Source organism: Frankia torreyi (assembly GCF_000948395.1).
In the GTDB taxonomy this organism is placed as follows: domain Bacteria; phylum Actinomycetota; class Actinomycetes; order Frankiales; family Frankiaceae; genus Frankia; species Frankia torreyi.
Genome location: NZ_JYFN01000069.1, coordinates 1 through 19,636, shown reverse-complemented (window position 1 = coordinate 19,636; position 19,636 = coordinate 1). Strand labels below are relative to the sequence as shown.

Below are 19,636 nucleotides of genomic sequence, written 5' to 3'. Positions count from 1 at the left end.
CTCGGAGTGCGTGATCAGCCGCAAGAACCCGGCATTCGGTCTAGAGCCGATATAGCCGCACTTTAGGACCGCCGCCGAGCATCTTTCTGGGGCCGCCAGCCCGCCGGGCATCCGATGGGCGCGGTCCTGTGTCGGTAGGGAGTTCACCGGAAAGTCGGTCCTCGTGGCGCCGAAAGCGTCGCGTCGGCCGTGCGACTTTGACAAGGACGTGCTGATGAAATCTCCTGAGCGCTCCGTGTCGACGGCCGAGAACGATCTGCTCTCCCCGTTCCAGTCGGGTCGGTTGGCCGCTCGGTACCCACTGGTCAAGGATCATCTCGCCTCGCTGGCCGAGTCCGAGCTGGTCCGGGCCGGCCACCTGCTGAGCCGGGTCGATCCGGCCGAGGTCCTGCGGCACCACCCCGCCACCCCGACGGTGTCCGTCGCCGTGACCGGCCACGGGACCTTCTCGTCGCTGCTCCCGCACCTCACCGCCGAGATCGCGCGGCATGGCGTGCTGCTGCGGCCGTTCTTCTCGAACTACGACAGCTACGTCTTCGAACTGTCCGATCCGGGTAGCCCGCTGTATCGCACGGGTGCCGACCTCACCCTGTGTCTGCTCGATCCGATGCTGGTCCTCGACGACCTACCGGTCCCCTGGACTCCGGCCGACGTGGACCAGGCCCTCACGGCGAGGATCGGGGTGATCGAGCGGCTGGTGGAGGTGTTCGAGGCAACCAGCGCTGGCACGTTGGTCCTCAACACCCTGCCCCTGCCGTGGCGCTTCTCGGCGCAGCTCGTCGACTATCGATCCAAGGCTGATCTCGGAATCGGCTGGCGGCGGGCGAACACCCGTCTGCTGCAGCTGATGACGGACCACCCCCAGGTGGTGGTCGTCGATCTCGATCCGGTGGTGGCGGACGGCGTGCCGGTGACCGACGCCCGGCTGAGCACCTACGCGAAGGCCCATCTCTCCCCGCTGCTGCTCGCTCGATACGCCCGCGAGATCGGGCACCTGGCGCGCGCCGCGACGGGGCGGAGCAAGAAGTGCCTCGTCGTCGACCTCGACGGGACGCTGTGGGGTGGGGTGCTCGGTGACGACGGGGTCGAGGGCATCGACGTCGGCGGCAGCTACCGCGGTGAGGCGTTCCAGGTGTTCCAGGGCGTGGTGAAACAGCTCGGATCGCAGGGCGTGCTGGTGGCCGCGGTGAGCAAGAACGAGCGCGATCTCGTGCATCGAGCCTTTCAGGAACGCGCGGAGATGGTCCTGCGTGACGAGGACCTCGCCCGCATCGTCGCGAGCTGGAGCCCCAAGCACGAGATGCTCGCCGAGTTGGCGGCCACCCTGAACCTGGGCCTGGACAGCTTCGTCTTCGTCGACGACAGCGCGTACGAGTGCGGGCTGGTCCGGCGAGAACTTCCCATGGTGACGACCATCCAGGTGGGCGAGGATCCCGCGGGTCATACCGAGGCGGTGTTGCGGGACGGGTGGTTCGGTCTGCGGGAACTGACCGCGGAGGATCGGACCCGGGGCGAGAAGTATCGTCAGGAGATCGAGCGCAAGAACTTTCTGGACAATTTCGACTCGCTCGGGGACTATCTGCGCGAACTGAAGGTCACCGTACGGCTGGCGGGTGTCGGTGAACCGGAGATCTCCCGGGTGTCGCAGCTGACGCTGCGGACGAACCAGTTCAACATGACCACCCGTCGACTCCAGCGCTCCGATGTCCGCTCACTGCTTTCCGAGCCGGGCACCGATGTGCTCGCGATCCATGCGGCCGATCGCTTCGGCGACCATGGTCTGGTCGGCGCTGTGTTTCTGCGCCGGACCGACCGGGATCTCTACATCGACAACTTCCTGCTGAGTTGCCGGGTCTTCTCCCGAGGAATCGAGCAGGGCTGTCTCGCGGCAATTCTCGACCATGCTCGTGAGGCGACGATGGAGGCGGTCCACGGATTTTACCGGCCGAGTGCACGAAACGGCCTGGTCGAGGACTTCTACACCCGCAACGGATTCGTCCGAGTCGGCGAGGAAGGCCCGGTCGCGATATTTCGCAACGATCTGCTCCGGCCGCTGGACCGACCCGAACATCTTACCCTGCACGAAGAGTTTGGAAAGGAAGCACCGTGACCACAGTGGAGGAATTCGTCGCCCTGGTCCGAGACGAGCTCGGCCTGCCGATCTCGGCCGACGACATCGAATCCAGCTTCGACGAGATCCCGGGCTGGGATTCGGTGCACCTGCTGTGGCTCCTCTCGATCCTGGAGCAGCGGACCGGCCGTTCGGTCTCCCTTCCGGACGTTCTGGAGGCGTCCAGTCTGCGCGGCATCTACGCCCTGACGGTGGCGTGATGAGACTTGCTCGGGAACGCCGTCACACCCTGTACTTCCTCGAGGAGATCCGTCGGTTCTCGCCGGTCTTCCTGGACACCGAGGTCGACATGACGCGGGTGAACGAACACCGGGCGAGGGAACGGGAGGCCGGGCGGCGGTACTCGCCCCTTGCCTATCTCGTACTCGCCTCGGCCGCCGTCCTGGCGGACCATCCCGCGGCGAACGCGGCGATCAGAGGCCGGTTCCTTCCCCGGGTCACCAGCTATCCGGACGTCAACACGAAGATCACTTTTGATCGGACGTTGAACGGGCAGCGGGTCGTCCTGTCCGCGGTGCTGACGGGGGCCGGCGGCGCGAGCCTCGAGGAGATCCAGGGCTGGCTGGACCGCTTTCGTGCGGTGGACCCGACCACGGCGCCGGAGTTCGCGGGGGCCCGCGCCCTGCACCGACTGCCGATGGCGCTGGGCCGCCAGGCGTTTCGGGCCCGGGTCCGGCCGCTGGCGGGCCGAGCCGCGGTCATGGGCACGGTCGCCGTGACCTCGCTGGGACACCGCCCGATCGATTCCTTCCACTCCGTCGGCGGCACGACTGTCACCTTCGGAGTCGGGCGGGTCCAGGACCGGCCGGTGGCGCGCGACGGGCAGGTGCGCATCGCCCCGGTGCTGCGCCTGAGCATGGCCTTCGACCACCGCGTGATCGACGGGGCGGAGGCGGCGGACATCCTCGCCGAGGTGCGGCACGCCCTGGCCGGGTTCGAGGCCGGCTCCGGCGCTGCCGGTGTCGCCGCACGTCCGGCGTCCGTCGAGACCGGCGCAGCCGAGCTGGGCGAGCCACTGGAGGTGGGTTCGCCATGACGCCGGCACGCGGCGTCCCCGGCCCGGTCGCCGGCCGGGGTCCGCGCCCGTTGACGGTCGCCCGCAGATCCAGCGAGGAGGACGGACGATGAACGACGTCGGCGAGCTCAAGGAGTTCGCGACCGTGCACGCGCGCGCCCAGCAGATTCCGCGCGCCGTCGTGGCCGACGTGCTGGGGCGCATCGTTCACGACGACAGCGGTTCCGGCTCCTGGGTCGGGGAATGGAGCCGGGTCGCGCAGTCCCGGCAACGTCAGGGCGATCTTCTCGCGGCGAGCCGGCTGTACACCATGGCGAGATTCCCCTACCCCGGCGACCCGGCCAGGCAGGTCGCCTGGGAACGGGCCGTGGCGGCGTTCGATGCCTGGCGCTCGGCACAGGGGGTGGATCTGCGCCCGGTCGACGTGAAGCTGTCGGCGGGGGAGTTCCGCTGCTGGGCGACCGGGCCCGCGCCGAGGGCCGGACAGCCGTTCGTGATCCTCATGGGGGGGATCGTGAGCACGAAGGAGCAGTGGGCCCCCACGCTGGTGCGGCTGAACCGGTTGGGGGTCGCCGGCGTCGTCACCGAGATGCCCGGGGTGGGCGACAACACGCTCCCGTACGACGCCACGAGCTGGCGGATGGTGCCCGCGCTGCTCGACGCCGTCACCGACCAGGCCACGACTCCGCGGGTCCACGCGATGGCGATGAGTTTCAGCGGCCACCTGGCGCTGCGCTGCGCGCTCGACGACCCGAGGATCGCGAGCGTCCTCACCGTGGGAGCGCCACTGCGGTACCTGTTCACCGACGAACGGTGGCAGGGCGCGCTGCCGCGGGTGACGGTGGACACCCTCGCCCATCTGACCGGCAGCCGGAACACCGAGGTGGGCGGGCACATCCGGAGCTGGGCCCTGACGCCGGAACAGCTGGGGGCATTGGACATCCCCGTCGCCTACGTCGCCAGCCGGCGTGACGAGATCATCCCGCCGCAGGACATCGCCCTGCTGCGGCGGCACGTGCGTCGGCTCGACCTGCTCGAGTTCGACGACGTGCACGCCTCGCCACGCCACGTCGGTGTCACCGGGCCGTGGCTGACTCTCGAACTTCTGCGCATGCACGGCGCACCCCGCCGGCAGCGCGCGGCGCTGCGCGCCGCCCTGATTCCGCTACGGGCCGGCACCCGACTGTCCGCGGCCCGGAACGGGAGGCACCAGTGACCGGGGTGGGTCAAGACGGACCACGGCAGGAGACGGCGGCCGGCGAGGACGCCATCGCGATCGTCGGTGTGGCCTGCCGGCTGCCCGGCGCGCCCGGGCCGGCCGAGTTCTGGGAACTCCTGCGCGCCGGCCGCGACGTGATCACCACGACTCCGTCCGACCGTCGGATCGCCGGGAGCGCGGCGGCGGAGACGGGCGTGGCGGCGGAGACGCCGGACCGCATCGGCCGCGGCGGCTATCTCGACCAGGTCGCCGGCTTCGACGCCGCCTTCTTCGGGATCTCCCCCCGGGAGGCTGCGGCCATGGACCCCCAGCAGCGTCTGATGCTCGAGCTGAGCTGGGAGGCGCTGGAGGACGCCGGCCTGGTGCCGAGGACCCTGGTGGGCAGCCGGGTGGGAGTGTTCGTCGGCGCCATGGCGGCCGACTACGCCACGCTGCTGGCCCGCTCGGGTGCGCGCGCGATCGACCGGCACTCGCTGGTGGGCACGCAGCGGGCCGTCATCGCCAACCGGGTCTCGTTCAACCTGAACCTTCGCGGCCCGAGTCTCACGGTGGACGCGGCCCAGTCGTCGTCCCTGGTCGCCGTGCACCTGGCCTGCGAGAGCCTTCGGGCGGGCGAGTCGGGACTCGCGCTGGCCGGGGGGGTGAACCTCAACCTCGTCCCGGAGAGCAGCATCGCCGCGATGCGGTTCGGCGCGCTGTCGCCGGACGGCCGGTGCTTCACCTTCGACGCGCGCGCGAACGGCTACGTCCGGGGTGAGGGCGCCGCCGTGGTGGTGCTCAAGCCGCTGGCCGCCGCCCAGGCCGACGGCGACCGGATCTACTGCGTCGTGCGCGGCAGCGCGGTCAACAACGACGGTTCCACCGCCGGGCTGACCGTTCCCGACGCGCGGGCCCAGGAGTCGGTGATCCGCCTGGCCTGCGCCCGGGCCGGAGTCGACCCGACCGAGGTCCAGTACGTCGAGCTGCACGGCACCGGGACCCCGGTGGGCGACCCGATCGAGGCCGCCGCCCTGGGCGCGGCCCTCGGCGCCGACCGGGACGACGATGACGCCCTGCTGGTCGGGTCGGTCAAGACGAACGTCGGACACCTGGAAGGAGCCGCCGGCATCACCGGCCTGCTCAAGGCCATCCTGAGCATCCGACACCGGGAGATCCCGGCGAGCCTCAACTTCGAGACACCCAACCCTCGGATCCCCCTCGCCGAGCTGGGACTGCGGGTGGCCCGGCAGCTCGGCCCGTGGCCGCGGGCCGAGCTGCCGCTGATCGCCGGGGTGAGCTCGTTCGGGATGGGCGGAACGAACTGCCACGTGGTTCTCACCGAGGCGCCGACCGGCCCCGCCGGCCGCCTGGCGCGGACGCCCGACGCGGACGCCGCCGGGATCGACCAGCCGGCGCTGCCGTTCCCCGTCTCCGCGCGGACCGCGGGGGCGCTGCGGGCGCAGGCCGCGCGGCTGAGCACGCGGCTCGCCGCCGGGACCGGCCCGTCGCTGACGGACGTCGGCTACTCGCTGGCCACCACCCGGACGACCTTCGAACACCGGGCCGTCGTGGTCGCGCGCGACCACGACGAGCTGCGGGCCGGGCTCGAGGCACTGGCCGATGGCAGGGCCACGCCGCAGGTGACCGAGGGGCGGGCGGGCACCGATGTGCCGGTGTTTCTCCTCCCGGGGCAGGGCAGCCAGCGGGCGGGAGCGGGACAGGTCCTCTACCGGGGATATCCGGTGTTCGCGGCCGCGCTCGACGAGGCCTGCGCGCACCTCGACCCGCATCTCGACCGCCCGTTGCGGGACGTGCTGTTCGCCGCCGTCGACTCCGATGCCGCGGCCCTGCTCGACCAGACCTCGTACACCCAGCCGGCACTGTTCGCGCTGGGAGTCGCCCTGCACCGGCTGGTGGAGTCCTGGGGGCTGCAGCCGGCGTCGCTCATCGGGCACTCGATCGGAGAGCTGACCGCCGCCCACATCGCCGGGGTGCTCTCACTGACCGACGCGGCCCGCCTGGTGGCCGTCCGCGGCCGGCTCATGCAGTCCGTGGCGGCGACGGGTGCCATGGCGGCACTGCGGGGAACGGAGGAGCAGATCCGGGCGCTGCTCTCCGGTCGCGAGCACCAGGTCGGGATCGCCGCGGTCAACGGCCCGACCGCGGTGGTGATCTCCGGTGATCGCGAGGCCGTGCTCGACCTCGTGGCGACCTGGCGCGAGCGTGGGCACAAGGCGCAGCGGCTTCGGGTGAGCCACGCCTTCCACTCGCCGCACATGGACACGGTGCTGACCGAGTTCCGGCAGGTCGCCGAGGAGCTCACCTACGCCGCTCCCGCCGTTCCCGTCGTGTCGAACCTGACCGGTCGGATGGCCACGACGGCGCAGCTCACGTCGCCCGGGTACTGGGTGGACCATGTCCGGCAGCCGGTTCGTTTCCTGGACGGCGTGCGCGCCCTGCGCGACCAGGGCGCCACCACGTTCGTCGAGCTGGGGCCGGACGCCGTGCTCACCGGGATGGTGCGGGAGTGCCTGGCCGACGACTCCGGTCCGACGGCGACGGTCGCGCTGCTGCGCCGGGGCCGTCCGGAGGATCTGAGTCTGCTCACCGGTCTCGCCCGCGTCCACGTGCGAGGGGCCGGCCTCGAATGGGGCGTGACGTTTCCCCGAGGCCGTCGGACGAGCCTGCCGACCTACGCCTTCCAACGTCAGCACTACTGGCTGGACGCCACAGGCCCGCAGGCGCCCGCGGCGGTACCGCCAGCCACGTCGCCCGCGCCCCTCGCGGTTGCGGCGCCCTCCGCCCCGCAACCGGCACTTCCGGAGCCGGCGGTCTCCGGGCCGGCAGGGCCGGAGCCGGCAGGGCCTCGGACGCCGGCCGGACGGGATCTGAGCTCGTTGTCGAAGGCCGAGCTGGCGGCCGAACTGCTGGAGATCGTGCGCACGAACACGGCCGTCGTGCTGGGGCACGTCACCACCGGGACCATCGACACCGACCTGCCGTTCAGGGATCTCGGGTTCGACTCGTTGTCGGCCGTGGAGCTGCGGGAGGCTCTCGGCGCGGCGACCGGCCTGCGGCTGTCCGATTCGCTGATCTACAACCATCCGACCCCGGCCGAGCTGGTCCGCCACCTCACGGCCGAACTGCTCGGCACGACGGCCGACCCGGCCGACCCCGTCCGGGCGACGGTGGCAGGTGGTGGGTCGGTCGGTGACGAGCCGATCGCGATCGTGGGCATGGCCTGTCGCTACCCCGGCGGGGTGACCTCCCCGGAACAGCTGTGGCAGCTCGTCGCGGACGGCATCGACGCCACCTCCGGTTTTCCCGTCAACCGCGGCTGGGACCTCGCCGCGCTCTACGACCCCGATCCGGATCAGTCCGGTACCTCGTACACCCGGTCCGGCGGATTTCTGCACGATGCGGACCTGTTCGACGCCGCCTTCTTCGGCATCAGCCCGCGGGAGGCCGCCGCGATGGATCCGCAGCAGCGCCTGCTGCTGGAGACCGGGTGGGAGTCGCTGGAGCGGGCCGGCATCGACCCCACCTCGCTGCGCGGCAGCCGGACCGGGGTGTTCGTCGGCGTCACCGCGCAGGAGTACGGCCCGCGGCTGCACGAGTCCGCCGCGGGCGCCGACGGGTACCTGCTGACCGGTGGCACCACCAGCGTCGCCTCCGGACGGATCGCCTACACCCTGGGCCTGGAGGGACCGGCGGTCACGATCGACACCGCCNGCTCGTCGTCGCTGGTCGCGATGCACCTCGCCGGCCAGGCCCTGCGCCTGGGCGAGTGCTCGCTCGCGGTCTGCGGGGGCGCCACGGTGATGTCCTCTCCCGGCATGTTCGTCGAGTTCAGCCGCCAGCGCGGGCTCGCCGCCGACGGCCGTTGCAAGGCGTTCGCCGCGTCCGCCGACGGCACCGGTTGGGCCGAGGGCGTGGGGATGGTCGTGCTCGAACGACTCTCCGACGCCGAGCGGCACGGCCACCAGGTGCTGGCCCTGCTGCGGGGTTCGGCCATCAACTCCGACGGCGCCAGCAACGGCCTGACCGCGCCGAACGGCCGCTCGCAGGAGCGGGTCATCCGCCAGGCGCTCGCGCACGCCGACCTGAGCCCCGACCAGGTCGACGCGGTGGAGGCCCACGGCACCGGCACCACCCTCGGCGACCCCATCGAGGCGGAGGCGCTGCTGGCGACCTACGGCCGGTCGCGGCCGCCGCAGCGGCCCCTGTGGCTGGGATCGCTGAAATCGAACATCGGCCACACCCAGGCGGCGGCGGGTGTCGGCGGCGTCATCAAGATGGTCATGGCGATGCGCGCCGGGACCCTCCCAGCGACGTTGCACGTGGATCAGCCCTCCCCGCGGGTGGACTGGTCGGCGGGCGCGGTGTCGCTGCTGACCCGTCGCCGTCCCTGGGTCCGCGGGGAGCAGCCGTTGCGGGCGGGCGTCTCCTCGTTCGGGATCAGCGGGACGAACGCCCACGTCATCGTCGAACAGGCACCGGACACCGCGACTCACTCCGTGACGGCGGCCGGGTCGGATGAGGATCGGCGCCGGGACGAACCCGCGAGGCAGGCCCCGCAGACCGAGGAACCGGTGACGGTGCCGTGGGTGCTCTCGGCGCGGACCGAGTCGGCGCTGCGTGACCAGGCCGGGCGGCTCGGTGCGGTGGCGGCCGATCCGGCGGCGGAGCCGACCGGTGTCGGCCTCGTCCTCGCCACCGGCCGCGCGAGGTTCGAGCATCGCGCGGTCGTCCTCGGCGCCCGGCGCGATGACCTCGCGGCCCGGCTCGCCGCGCTGGGCGCGGGCGAGCCGATGCCGGGTCTGGTGCGGGGCACCGCCGGTAACCCGGGCCTGACCACCTTCGTCTTTCCCGGCCAGGGCTCGCAGTGGGTCGGCATGGCCACCGACATGGCGGCGCGCTCCGCGGCGTTCCGCGCGAGTGTCGAACGGTGCGGCGCGGCCATCGACCGCTACGTCGACTGGTCGTTGCCCGAGGTGGTGCGGGGTTCGGTGGACGGCGCCGGGCTCGACCGAGTCGACGTCGTCCAGCCGGTGCTGTTCGCGATGCTGGTGTCGCTGGCCGAAGCGTGGCGTTCCTTCGGGGTGCATCCCGAAGCGGTGGTCGGCCACTCCCAGGGAGAGATCGCGGCCGCGCACGTGGCTGGCGCGCTCAGCCTGGACGAGGCCGCGCGCATCGTGACGCTGCGCAGCCAGCTCATCGGCAGGGCGCTGGTCGGGCGGGGTGGCATGCTCTCGGTCGCGCTGCCGGCCGAGCGCGTGACGCGGCTGCTCGCCCGCTGGGCGGACCGGCTCGCCGTGGCCACCGTCAACGGCCCCGCAGCCACCGTCGTGTCCGGGGACCCGGACGCTCTGGACGGTTTGGCGGCCCTGTGCGCGGAGCAGGAGATCCGGACCCGGCGGATCGCCGTCGACTACGCCTCCCACTCCCCCCAGGTGGAGTCCATCCGGGAGGAGCTGCTCGACATCCTGGCTGACCTCCGGCCGCGAGCCTCGGACGTGCCGTTCTACTCGACCGTGACCGGTCAGCGGCTGGACACCACCGCGCTCGACGCCGACTACTGGTATCGCAACCTGCGTGGCGTGGTCCGGTTCGACGCGGCCGTCACCGCGTTGCACGGGGCCGGGCATCGCACGTTCGTCGAGGTCAGCCCGCATCCGGTCCTCACCACCGGCGTGGCCGAGACCATCGCGGCCGAGGGTCTCCCGGCCGCGACCGTCGTCGGATCCCTACGTCGCGACGAGGGCTGGGAGCGGTTTCTGACCTCCGTGGCCGAGGCTCACGTCGGGGGCACGCCGGTGGACTGGCGCCCGGCCCTGGCCGGCCCGTCCCGGCCCGCAGTCGCCGTACCGACCTACCCCTTCCAGCGTCAACGATGCTGGCTCGACGTTCCGGCCTCGTCGGGCGACCCGACCGCGGCGGGCATGGAGCGTTCCGGGCATCCGCTGCTGGGCGCCGCGGTGACGCTCGCCGACGGGGATGGCGTGGTGTTCGTCGGGCGACTGACCGCCGGGGCTCAACCCTGGCTCGTCGACCATGCGGTGCTCGGCACGGTCGTGCTGCCCGGGACCGCCTTCGTCGAGCTGGCGCTGCACGCGGCCCGGCGGGTCGCCGAGAGCCGGCTCGACGAACTCGTCCTCGCGGCGCCGCTCGTCCTGCGCGCGGAGGACGCGGTCATCGTGCAGGTGACGGTGGGTGCGGCGGACGAGTCCGGGCGCCGGCCCGTGGCGGTGCACTCCCGCCCGGACGAGAACACACCCGACGCGGCCTGGGTGCGGCACGCCTCCGGGACGGTGTCCCCGCCGCGCCCGACGCCGGCCGCCGCCGCGGACGCGGTCATGGATCTGGGGGGTGCCTGGCCGCCGTCGGGCGCGGTCCCGGTCGATCTCACCGACGTCTACGAGAACCTGGCCGGGCGCGGGTACGGCTACGGTCCGGCCTTCCGGGGGCTGCGGGCCGCGTGGCGCCTCGGCGAGCAGCTTCTCGCCGAGGTGCGCCTGCCGGACGGCCTGCACGCCGAGGCCGGTGCCTTCGGTATCCACCCGGCACTGCTCGACGCCGCTCTGCACCCGGTCGTCGGGTTCGCGTCCAGGGGCGGCTCGGTCGACGGGGACGCGGCCGACGACCAGGTGGCCGGGATTCGGCTGCCGTTCGTCTGGCGCGGCGTGCGGCTGGAGCGGACGGGCGCGACCTCGTTGCGGGTGCTGGTGCGACCCGCCGGCGATGACGGGGCAGACGCCGTCACCCTCACCGTGGCCGACGACAGCGGGGCCGTGGTGGCGCAGGCCGAGGCGCTGACTCTACGGTCCATCCTGCCCCAGCAGCTGGCCGCCGCCACGACGCGGCGCGACCCGCTGTTCGAGATCGGCTGGAAGCCCGCCTGGGACGTCGCCGCTCCCGCCGCCCTCGGGGAACGGTGGGCACTCGTGGGGGACGGCCTCGGCGACCTGCCGGGTACCGACGCCCAACGCTGGACGGACCTCGAGGCGCTTCTGGGTGCCCTCGAAGCGGGAACACCGGTTCCCGACGTGATCGTGCTGCCGGCCACCGTGACCGGTGCCGCCGGCAGTGATCCCGCCGGGCCTGGCGGCACGAGCGCCGGCGGGCCCGGCCTGGGCGGCCACGGGCTCGACGGCGCGTCGCTGGACGTGACCACCCGCGTGCTGGCGGACATCCAGGGTGCGCTCGCGGACGAGCGGCTGGCGCGCTCGCAGCTGGTGTTCGTGACCCGCAACGCCGTCGTCACGAAGGCCGACGACCCCGCGCCGGACCTGGCCCAGGCACCGGTGTGGGGCCTGGTCCGGACCGCGCAGTCCGAGCATCCGGATCGGTTCGTCCTGGTCGACGTGACCGACGACCCGGCCTCGTACGAGCTGCTCCCCGTCGCGCTGGCGACGCGGGAGCCGCAGCTGGCGGTCCGCGACGGGCGCGGGTACACACCGCGGCTGGCCCGGATCGCGCCCGTCCCCGACCGCCGCGGCCCCGACGCTCCCGACGCCCCCGACGCCCCCGACCGACCGGCGGTCTTCCGCCCCGGCGGCACGGTCCTCGTCACCGGGGGCACGGGGTTGCTCGGCACGCTCGTCGCCCGGCATCTGGTTGAGGCGCACGGCGTACGGCACCTGCTGCTCGTCAGCCGCCGCGGACCCGACGCCGACGGCGCGGCCGCGACGGTGGAGGAGCTCACCGCCATCGGCGCCGAGGTCACCGTCGTAGCGGCCGATGCCGCCGACCGCGAGAGCATGACGGCCGTGCTGTCCGGGATTCCCCAGGGGCACCCGCTCACCGCGGTGATCCACACCGCCGGAACGTTGGCCGACGGAGTCGTCGAAGCCCTGGACCGGGAACGACTGGAGCAGGTCTGGCGCCCCAAGGCCCGGGCCGCGCTCGTGCTGCACGACCTCACCCGCGATCTCGATCTGACCGCGTTCGTCCTGTTCTCCTCGGTCGTCGGAATCCTCGGTAACGGCGGGCAGGGCAACTACGCGGCGGCGAACACCTTTCTGGACGCGCTGGCCGAGCACCGACGCGCCGAAGGGCTGGCGGCCACCTCGCTGGCCTGGGGGCTGTGGGCACCCGGCGGCGGCATGACCGCGGCCCTGGCGGGCGCCGACCTGGCTAGGCTGTCCCGTTCCGGTCTGGCGCCGATCCAGCCCGGCCAGGGGCTTGCGCTGTTCGACGAGGCGCTGGAGTCGACGCGTGCGGTCGTCGTCCCGGTCCGGCTGGACACGGTGGCACTGCGGAACCAGGCCGCGGCCGGGATGGTGCCCGTCGTGCTGCGGGAGCTCGCCCCGGTGTCGTCCCCGTCGACGGGTGCCCGGCCCGACCAGGCCGGGTCGTGGTCCGACCAGCTGCGTGACAAGCCTGCCGCCGAGCGGGAGCAGGCGGTGGCGCACCTGGTGAACGCGCAGGTCGCGACCGTGCTGGGCCATGCCACCCCGGTGACGCTGCCGGCGGACCGGGCCTTCAAGGAACTCGGTTTCGACTCGCTGACGGCGGTCGATCTGCGCAACCGCCTGGCCGCGGTGACCGGGCTGCGGCTGCCGGCGACGCTGATCTTCGACTACCCCACGCCCGAGGCCGTGGCCGCCTATCTGGACACCCGTCTGCGTGCGGACGGCGACGGGACGGCCACCGCCACCGGACCTGGCACCGGCCTGGCGGTGGCGCGCGCCGAGCCGCGGGCCGGCGACCCGGCCGAACCGATCGCGATTCTGGGCATCGGCTGCCGCTATCCGGGTGGCGTCCGGACCCCGGAGGACCTGTGGCGGCTGGTCACCGAGGGCGCGGACGTCATCGCCGAGTTCCCCACCGACCGGGGCTGGGACGTGGACACCCTCTACCNCCCGGATCCCGATCATGTCGGTACCTCGTACACCCGCCGTGGTGGCTTCCTCTACGACGCCGCCGACTTCGACCCGGAGTTCTTCGGGATCTCGCCACGGGAGGCGCTGGCGACCGACCCGCAACAGCGCCTGCTGCTGGAGACCGCGTGGGAGGCGGTCGAACGGGCCGGGATCAGCGCCACCGCCCTGCGCGGCACCCGGACGGGCGTGTTCACCGGCGTGATGTACGACGACTACGCCTCCCGCCTGGGCCAGGCCCCGCCGGGTCTGGAGGGCTATCTGCTGACCGGGTCCACGACGAGCGTCGCGTCCGGGCGCATCGCCTACACCCTGGGCCTGGAGGGCCCGGCGATGACGGTCGACACGGCCTGTTCGTCGTCTCTGGTCGCCCTGCACCTCGCGGCGCAGGCGCTGCGCGGCGGCGAGTGCACCCTCGCGCTCGCGGGCGGGGTCACGGTGATGGCGACCCCGACGGTGTTCGTGGAGTTCAGCCGCCAGCGTGGACTGGCGCCGGATGGCCGGTGCAAGTCGTTCGGGGCCGCGGCGGACGGTGCCGCCTGGTCGGAGGGCGCGGGCATGGTCCTGCTCGAGCGTCTCTCCGACGCCCGGCGCCACGGCCATCCGGTGCTCGCCGTGGTGCGGGGCAGCGCGGTCAACGCCGACGGGGCGAGCAACGGCCTCACCGCGCCCAACGGCCCGTCGCAGGAACGGGTGATCCGCCAGGCCCTCGCCAGCGCCGGCCTGAACGCGGACGAGGTCGACGCCGTCGAGGCCCACGGCACCGGGACCACCCTGGGAGATCCCATCGAGGCACAGGCCTTGCAGGCCACCTACGGCCGGGATCGCCCGGCCGGCCGGCCGCTGTGGCTGGGATCGGTGAAGTCCAACATCGGCCACGCGCAGGCGGCGGCCGGCGTCGCGGGTGTGATCAAGATGGTGGCCGCCCTGCGGCACGGCCACCTTCCGCGCACCCTGCACGTCGACGAGCCCTCCCCACACGTCGACTGGTCGTCGGGCGCCGTGTCGCTGCTGACCGAGCCGGTCGACTGGCCGCGCGCCGTGCGTCCGCGCCGCGCCGCCGTGTCGTCGTTCGGGATCAGCGGCACCAACGCCCACCTCATCCTCGAGGAGGCTCCGGACGGCAGCGCCCTCCCCGAGCCGGCTCCGGCGGCTCCGGCCGCCGAGGAAGATCCGGCGCAACCCGAGGCGTCCGGCGACGTCCCCGACCGCTCGCACCTCGTGTGGCCGATCACCGCGCGAAGCGAGCCGGCGCTGCGCGAGTACGCGCGCCGCCTGTACGACCTGGCCACCGACGGCGAGGTCGACCTGGGGGAGGTGGGGCTCGCCCTGACCCGGGGCCGGGTGGTGTTCGAGCACCGCGCCGTCGTACTCGCCGACGACCGGGCGGAGCTGGTCGAGGGGCTGGCGAAGCTGGCCGGCTCCGCGCCGGACGGGCTGCCGGCCCAGGTGGCACGCGGGGTGGTTCAGCCGACCGCACCGACCGCCTTCCTGTTCACCGGGCAGGGAAGCCAGCGCGTCGGGATGGGTCGGGAGCTGTACCAAACGGACCCGACGTTCCGGGCGGCGCTCGACGAGGTGTGCCAGGCGCTCGATCCGCATCTGCCTCAGCCGCTGCTCGAGGTGCTGTTCGCGGTGCAGGGCAGCGCGCAGGCGGAACTGCTCGACCAGACCCGCTTCGCCCAGCCGGCGCTGTTCGCCCTGGAAGTGGCGCTGTTCCGACTGGCGCGCTCGCGTGGACTGCGCCCCGACGTGGTGGGCGGTCACTCGGTGGGCGAACTCGCGGCCGCCCATGCCGCCGGCGTGCTGGATCTCGCCGCCGCCGCGGTCCTCGTGACGGCGCGGGGTCGGTTGATGCAGGAGATGCCGGCGGGTGGGGCCATGCTTGCCGTCACCGCCTCGGAGGAGGAGGTGCGGGCGTCCTGGGCCGGTCAGCCGGTCGGGGTGACGGTCGCGGCGGTGAACGGGCCGCGCGCGACGGTGGTGGCGGGGGACCGGGCCGCGGTGGCCGAGCTGGCGCGGACCTGGCGCGAGGCCGGCCACCGGGTGCGGGAGCTGCGCGTGAGCCATGCCTTCCACTCGCATCACATGGACGGCATGCTCGACGAGTTCCGCCGCGTCGTCGAGGGGCTGGAGCTGCGCGCACCGTCGCTGCCCCTGTTGTCGAACCTGACCGGTGAGCTTGCCGACGAGCGGGTCCGTTCGCCGCAGTACTGGGTCGACCATGTCCGCCAGCCGGTGCGCTTCCTGGCCGGGATGCGCCAGCTCGAGGCGCTCGGCGTCCGCACCTACCTCGAGATCGGACCGGGCGGTCTGTCGGCGATGGCCGCCGACTGCGTCGGCGACGAGCAGCGCGACGAGCGGCTGTTCGCCGCGTTGCTGCGGGCCGGCCGCGGCGAGCACCGATCCGTCACGACGGCGCTGGCCCAGGCCTACGTCCGCGGGGCTCCCGTCGAGTGGAGCGCCCCGCCGCCCGATGCCCGCGTGCCGCTGCCCGACCTGCCCACCTATCCGTTCCAGCGGCGGCGTTACTGGCTCGACGACGCCGGCGGCCACCGCACGACCACCATGGCCGGTCTGGACGCGGCCGACCACCCGCTGCTGACCGCCGCCGTCGTCCTGCCCGAGGACGGCGGGCTCGTCCTCACCGCGGCCCTGTCCCTGCGTTCCCATCCCTGGCTCGCCGATCATGCGGTCGAGGACACGGCCCTGCTGCCGGGAACCGCCTATGTCGAACTCGCGGTGTCGGCCGGGACCCGGGTGGACTGTCCACACGTCGAGGAACTGGTCATCGAGGCGCCGGTGACGCTCCCCGAAGGACCCGGGGTGAACCTGCGGCTCGTCGTGCAGGCCCCGGACGAGGACGGCCGGCGGATGTTCGCCCTGCACTCCCGGTTCGCGGGCACCGTGGACGACGACGGGGGGAGCCGTTGGACGCGACACGCGCGGGGGACACTGACCCGGAAACCCGCGGCCGTCATGGACCTGTCTCCTGCCGTGGACTCGTCTCCTGTCGTGGACTCGTCTCCCGCCGGGGGGCCGGCCACGCCCGGCCTGGGTTGGCCCGTCGGACCCGGGCAGGCGTGGCCGCCGTCGGGTGCGGTGCCGGTCGAGCTCGCTGACGCCTACGGCACGCTGGCGGACCTGGGGCTGCGGTATGGCCCCGCCTTCCAGGGACTGTCGGCGCTCTGGCGGCTCGGCGAGGACCTGTACGCCGACGTGCGCCTGCCCGACTCCGATCCGCAGGAGGCGCGGCGCTACGGGATCCACCCGGCCCTGCTCGACGCCGCGCTGCACCCGGTGGCGCTGGATCGGGTGCGTTCCGCGGCGGGAGCCGGCGGTGCCGCGGTGGCGCTGCCCTTCTCCTGGTCGGAGGTCTCGCTGTACGCCGCCGGGGCGAGCGCGCTGCGGGTCCGCCTGTCGCCGTCCGGTCCGGACCGCCTGACCCTGCAGGCCACGGATGTCAGCGGACGGCCGGTGCTGTCCGTCGGTGCCCTGACCGTTCGACCGGTGGATCTGGCCCGGATCGCGGGCGCCGGTTCGCGCCGGCCCCCGCTGTTCGAGGTGGAGTGGGTCGAGGCCGAGGTCGAGGACCTCGTCCCGGCCCGGGCCGGGACGTCCGACGACGCGACCACGGCCAGATGGGCGGTGCTCGGCACGGAGGCGGCCGGGCCGGCCGCGGCGCTGGCCGCCGGACTCGCCGGGTCGCCGGCCGCGGTGACGCGGCATCCGGACCTCGCCGGCCTGAGTGCCGCGGTGGCGGGCGGCGCGCCCGTGCCCGCCGTGGTCCTCGCGCCCGTCGCCGTCGCGCGGCCTGTCGGCCCTGCTGATCCTGTCGGTTCTGATGATCCTGTCGGTTCTGATGATCCTGTCGGTCCTGGTGATCCCGACAGCCCCGGCCTGGACGTGCCCGAGGCCGTGCGCGTCGCCGTCCACCGCCAGTTGGCCATGCTGCAGGCCTGGCTCGACGATGAACGGTTCGCGACGTCGCGTCTCGTGGTGGTGACACACGGCGCGGTCGGCGTCTCCTCCGCCGGCGTCTCCTCCGCCGGTGGCCAGGCCGACCTGGAGGGGCCGGCGGGTCCGGCCGGCACGGTCGACGCGGCTGGGGTGGCCGACATGGTCGGGGGGGCCGTGTGGGGTCTGCTGCGATCCGCGCAACAGGAGGAACCCGGCCGCTTCCAACTCGTGGACCTCGACGATCGGGATGCCTCCGTCGCGGCGCTGCCGGCCGCGCTCGCCCAGGGCGTGCCGGAACTCGCGATCCGCGACGGGCGTCGCTACGTGCCCCGCCTCGTTCGTCTGTCGGATCGGGTCGAACCCGTCGGCCCGGACCCGGCGGATTCGCCCTTCGCGCGGCTCGATCCGTCGGGGACCGTGCTGATCACCGGTGGCGGCGGGACGCTCGGTGCCCTGGTGGCACGTCACCTGGTCGCCCATGGAGGCGTCCGGAATCTGCTGCTGGTGAGTCGCCGGGGGCCTGCGGCCGCGGGTGCCGCCGAACTGGAGGCCGAGCTCTCCGCCCAGGGCGCACAGGTGACGGTGACAGCGTGCGATGTGACGGATCGTGATCAGGTGGCGGCGCTGGTCGCGTCGGTGCCCGCCGACCGTCCGCTGACCGCCGTCGTGCATACCGCCGGCGTCCTCGACGACGGGGTGATCGGGTCACTGACGCCGCAGCGACTCGACCTGGTTCTGCGGCCGAAGGTGGATGCGGCCTGGCATCTGCACGAGCTCACCGCCGACCAGGACCTCGCGGAGTTCGTGCTGTTCTCCTCGGTGGCGGGCACCTTCGGCAATCCGGGGCAGGGCAGCTACGCGGCGGCGAACGCCTTCCTGGACGCGTTGGCCGCGCGGCGCCACGCCCAGGGGCGTCCGGCGACCTCGCTGGCCTGGGGGTTGTGGTCCCGCACCAGCGCCATGACGGGCACTCTCGACCGGGTCGACCGTGGCCGGCTGACTCGCGCCGGCCTCGTCGCGATGTCGGACGAGGAGGGGCTGGCACTGCTCGAGGCCGGGCTCGCCAGTAGCCGGGCGGCGCTCGTGGCCGCGCGGGTCGACCTGTCACGGCTGCGTGCCCAGGCCCGCGCGGACCTGCCGCACCATCTGTTCGCCGGTCTTGTCGGCCTGCCGGTCCGATCGGCCGGCGGCTCGGCCGCGGGCGCGGCCGATGGCGAGTCCCCGTTTCTGCGGCGCCTCGCCGAGGCACCGGACGCGCAGCGGGCGGACCTGGTGCTCGCGCTGGTCCGCGGCACCCTGGCGACGGTGCTCGGCCACTCCGACGCCGCCGCGGCGACCATGGACCCCCAACGCGGCCTGCTGGAGATGGGACTCGACTCGCTGACCGCAGTGGAGCTGCGCAACCGGCTGCACGCCGCCACCGCCCTGCGGTTGCCGAGCACGCTCGCGTTCGACTATCCGACGCCCGCCGCGCTCGCGGACCATCTGCTGGCCGCCCTGACACCCGAGGCGGCTGCCCTCGGCGGGCTGCCGCTCGCCGCGCTCGACCAGCTTGAGGCCGCGCTGGATCCGGGATCGGCGACCGATGCCGACCATGCCCGGGTCGCTCTGCGCCTGCAGAACCTGCTGCGCAGATGGAACGCCGACCGGAACGGCAACGGCTCCGCGGTGCCCGAGGATTCGGTGGACCTCGCCACGGCGACGGACGACGAACTCTTCAAGGCACTCGACAACGAGTTCGGGGAAATTCCGATGGACGACGCCGGAAACCCCCGACTGACGCGGGAAGGGTGAGACGCCATGACCTCCAACGAGGACAAGCTTCGTGAGTACCTCCGCCGTGCGACCGCCGACCTGCGGCAGGCACGCCGGCAGCTCTCCGTCTTCGAGGACCGGTCCACCGAGCCGTTGGCTGTGGTGGGGATGAGTTGCCGTTTCCCGGGTGGGGTGCGTTCGCCGGAGGGTTTGTGGGGGTTGGTGGCGTCGGGTGGGGATGCGATTTCGGAGTTTCCGTCGGGTCGGGGTTGGGGTGCGGGTCTGTATGATCCGGATCCTGATCGTGCGGGTTCTTCTTACAGTCGTTTCGGTGGTTTTCTGCATGATGCGGACGAGTTTGATCCGGGGTTTTTTGGTATGTCGCCGCGGGAGGCGTTGGCGACGGATCCGCAGCATCGTCTTCTGTTGGAGTTGACGTGGGAGGTGTTCGAGCGGGCGGGTATTGATCCGTCGGGTTTGCGGGGGAGTGCGACGGGTGTTTTCGCGGGGGTGATGTACGACGATTACGGGGTGCGGTTGATGGCGGCGCCGCCGGCGGGTTTCGAGGGTTTTCTGGCGACGGGTAGTGCGGGGAGTGTGGCGTCGGGGCGGGTGGCGTACACGTTTGGGTTGGAGGGGCCGGCGATCACGGTGGATACGGCGTGTTCGTCGTCGTTGGTGGCGGTGCATCTGGC

At 73.0% G+C, this 19,636-nt stretch carries 6 protein-coding genes and 4 pseudogenes; all 10 read left to right on the top strand.

Annotated features, from left to right (window positions below):
- Nucleotides 1-214 precede the first annotated feature (214 nt).
- Nucleotides 215-2,110, top strand: coding sequence for an HAD-IIIC family phosphatase (locus FF36_RS26960; RefSeq protein ID WP_044888018.1), 1,896 nt, complete (start codon nt 215-217; stop codon nt 2,108-2,110).
- Nucleotides 2,107-2,331, top strand: a complete 225-nt coding sequence (locus FF36_RS26955) for an acyl carrier protein (protein ID WP_044888006.1) — start codon at nt 2,107-2,109, stop codon at nt 2,329-2,331. The genes FF36_RS26960 and FF36_RS26955 overlap by 4 nt, the downstream gene beginning before the upstream one ends.
- Nucleotides 2,331-3,167, top strand: coding sequence for a 2-oxo acid dehydrogenase subunit E2 (locus FF36_RS26950; RefSeq protein WP_044888005.1), 837 nt, complete (start codon nt 2,331-2,333; stop codon nt 3,165-3,167). Before FF36_RS26955 ends, FF36_RS26950 begins: the two co-directional genes overlap by 1 nt.
- Nucleotides 3,168-3,255: 88 nt before the next feature.
- A complete protein-coding gene (locus tag FF36_RS26945) occupies nt 3,256-4,362 on the top strand; it encodes an alpha/beta fold hydrolase (protein WP_044888004.1) in 1,107 nt (368 codons plus the stop codon).
- Nucleotides 4,359-8,075, top strand: a pseudogene (locus FF36_RS36520) (type I polyketide synthase); the annotation flags it as partial. The gene FF36_RS26945 and the pseudogene FF36_RS36520, both read left to right, overlap by 4 nt.
- A gap of 1 nt (nt 8,076) precedes the next feature.
- Nucleotides 8,077-10,196 (top strand): annotated as a pseudogene (locus tag FF36_RS41230) (type I polyketide synthase); the annotation flags it as partial.
- A 90-nt stretch (nt 10,197-10,286) separates the two neighbouring features.
- Nucleotides 10,287-13,206, top strand: a pseudogene (locus FF36_RS41220) (type I polyketide synthase); the annotation flags it as partial.
- 1 nt (nt 13,207) lies between these two features.
- Nucleotides 13,208-15,761: pseudogene (locus FF36_RS41215) on the top strand (type I polyketide synthase); the annotation flags it as partial.
- Between the two features lie 33 nt (nt 15,762-15,794).
- Nucleotides 15,795-18,980 carry an SDR family NAD(P)-dependent oxidoreductase gene (locus FF36_RS41585; RefSeq protein ID WP_479686796.1) on the top strand — a complete coding sequence of 1,062 codons (3,186 nt, stop codon included), beginning with the start codon at nt 15,795-15,797 and terminating at the stop codon, nt 18,978-18,980.
- A gap of 6 nt (nt 18,981-18,986) precedes the next feature.
- A partial coding sequence (locus FF36_RS33420) for a beta-ketoacyl synthase N-terminal-like domain-containing protein (RefSeq protein ID WP_199865517.1) occupies nt 18,987-19,636 on the top strand: 650 nt, incomplete at its 3' end.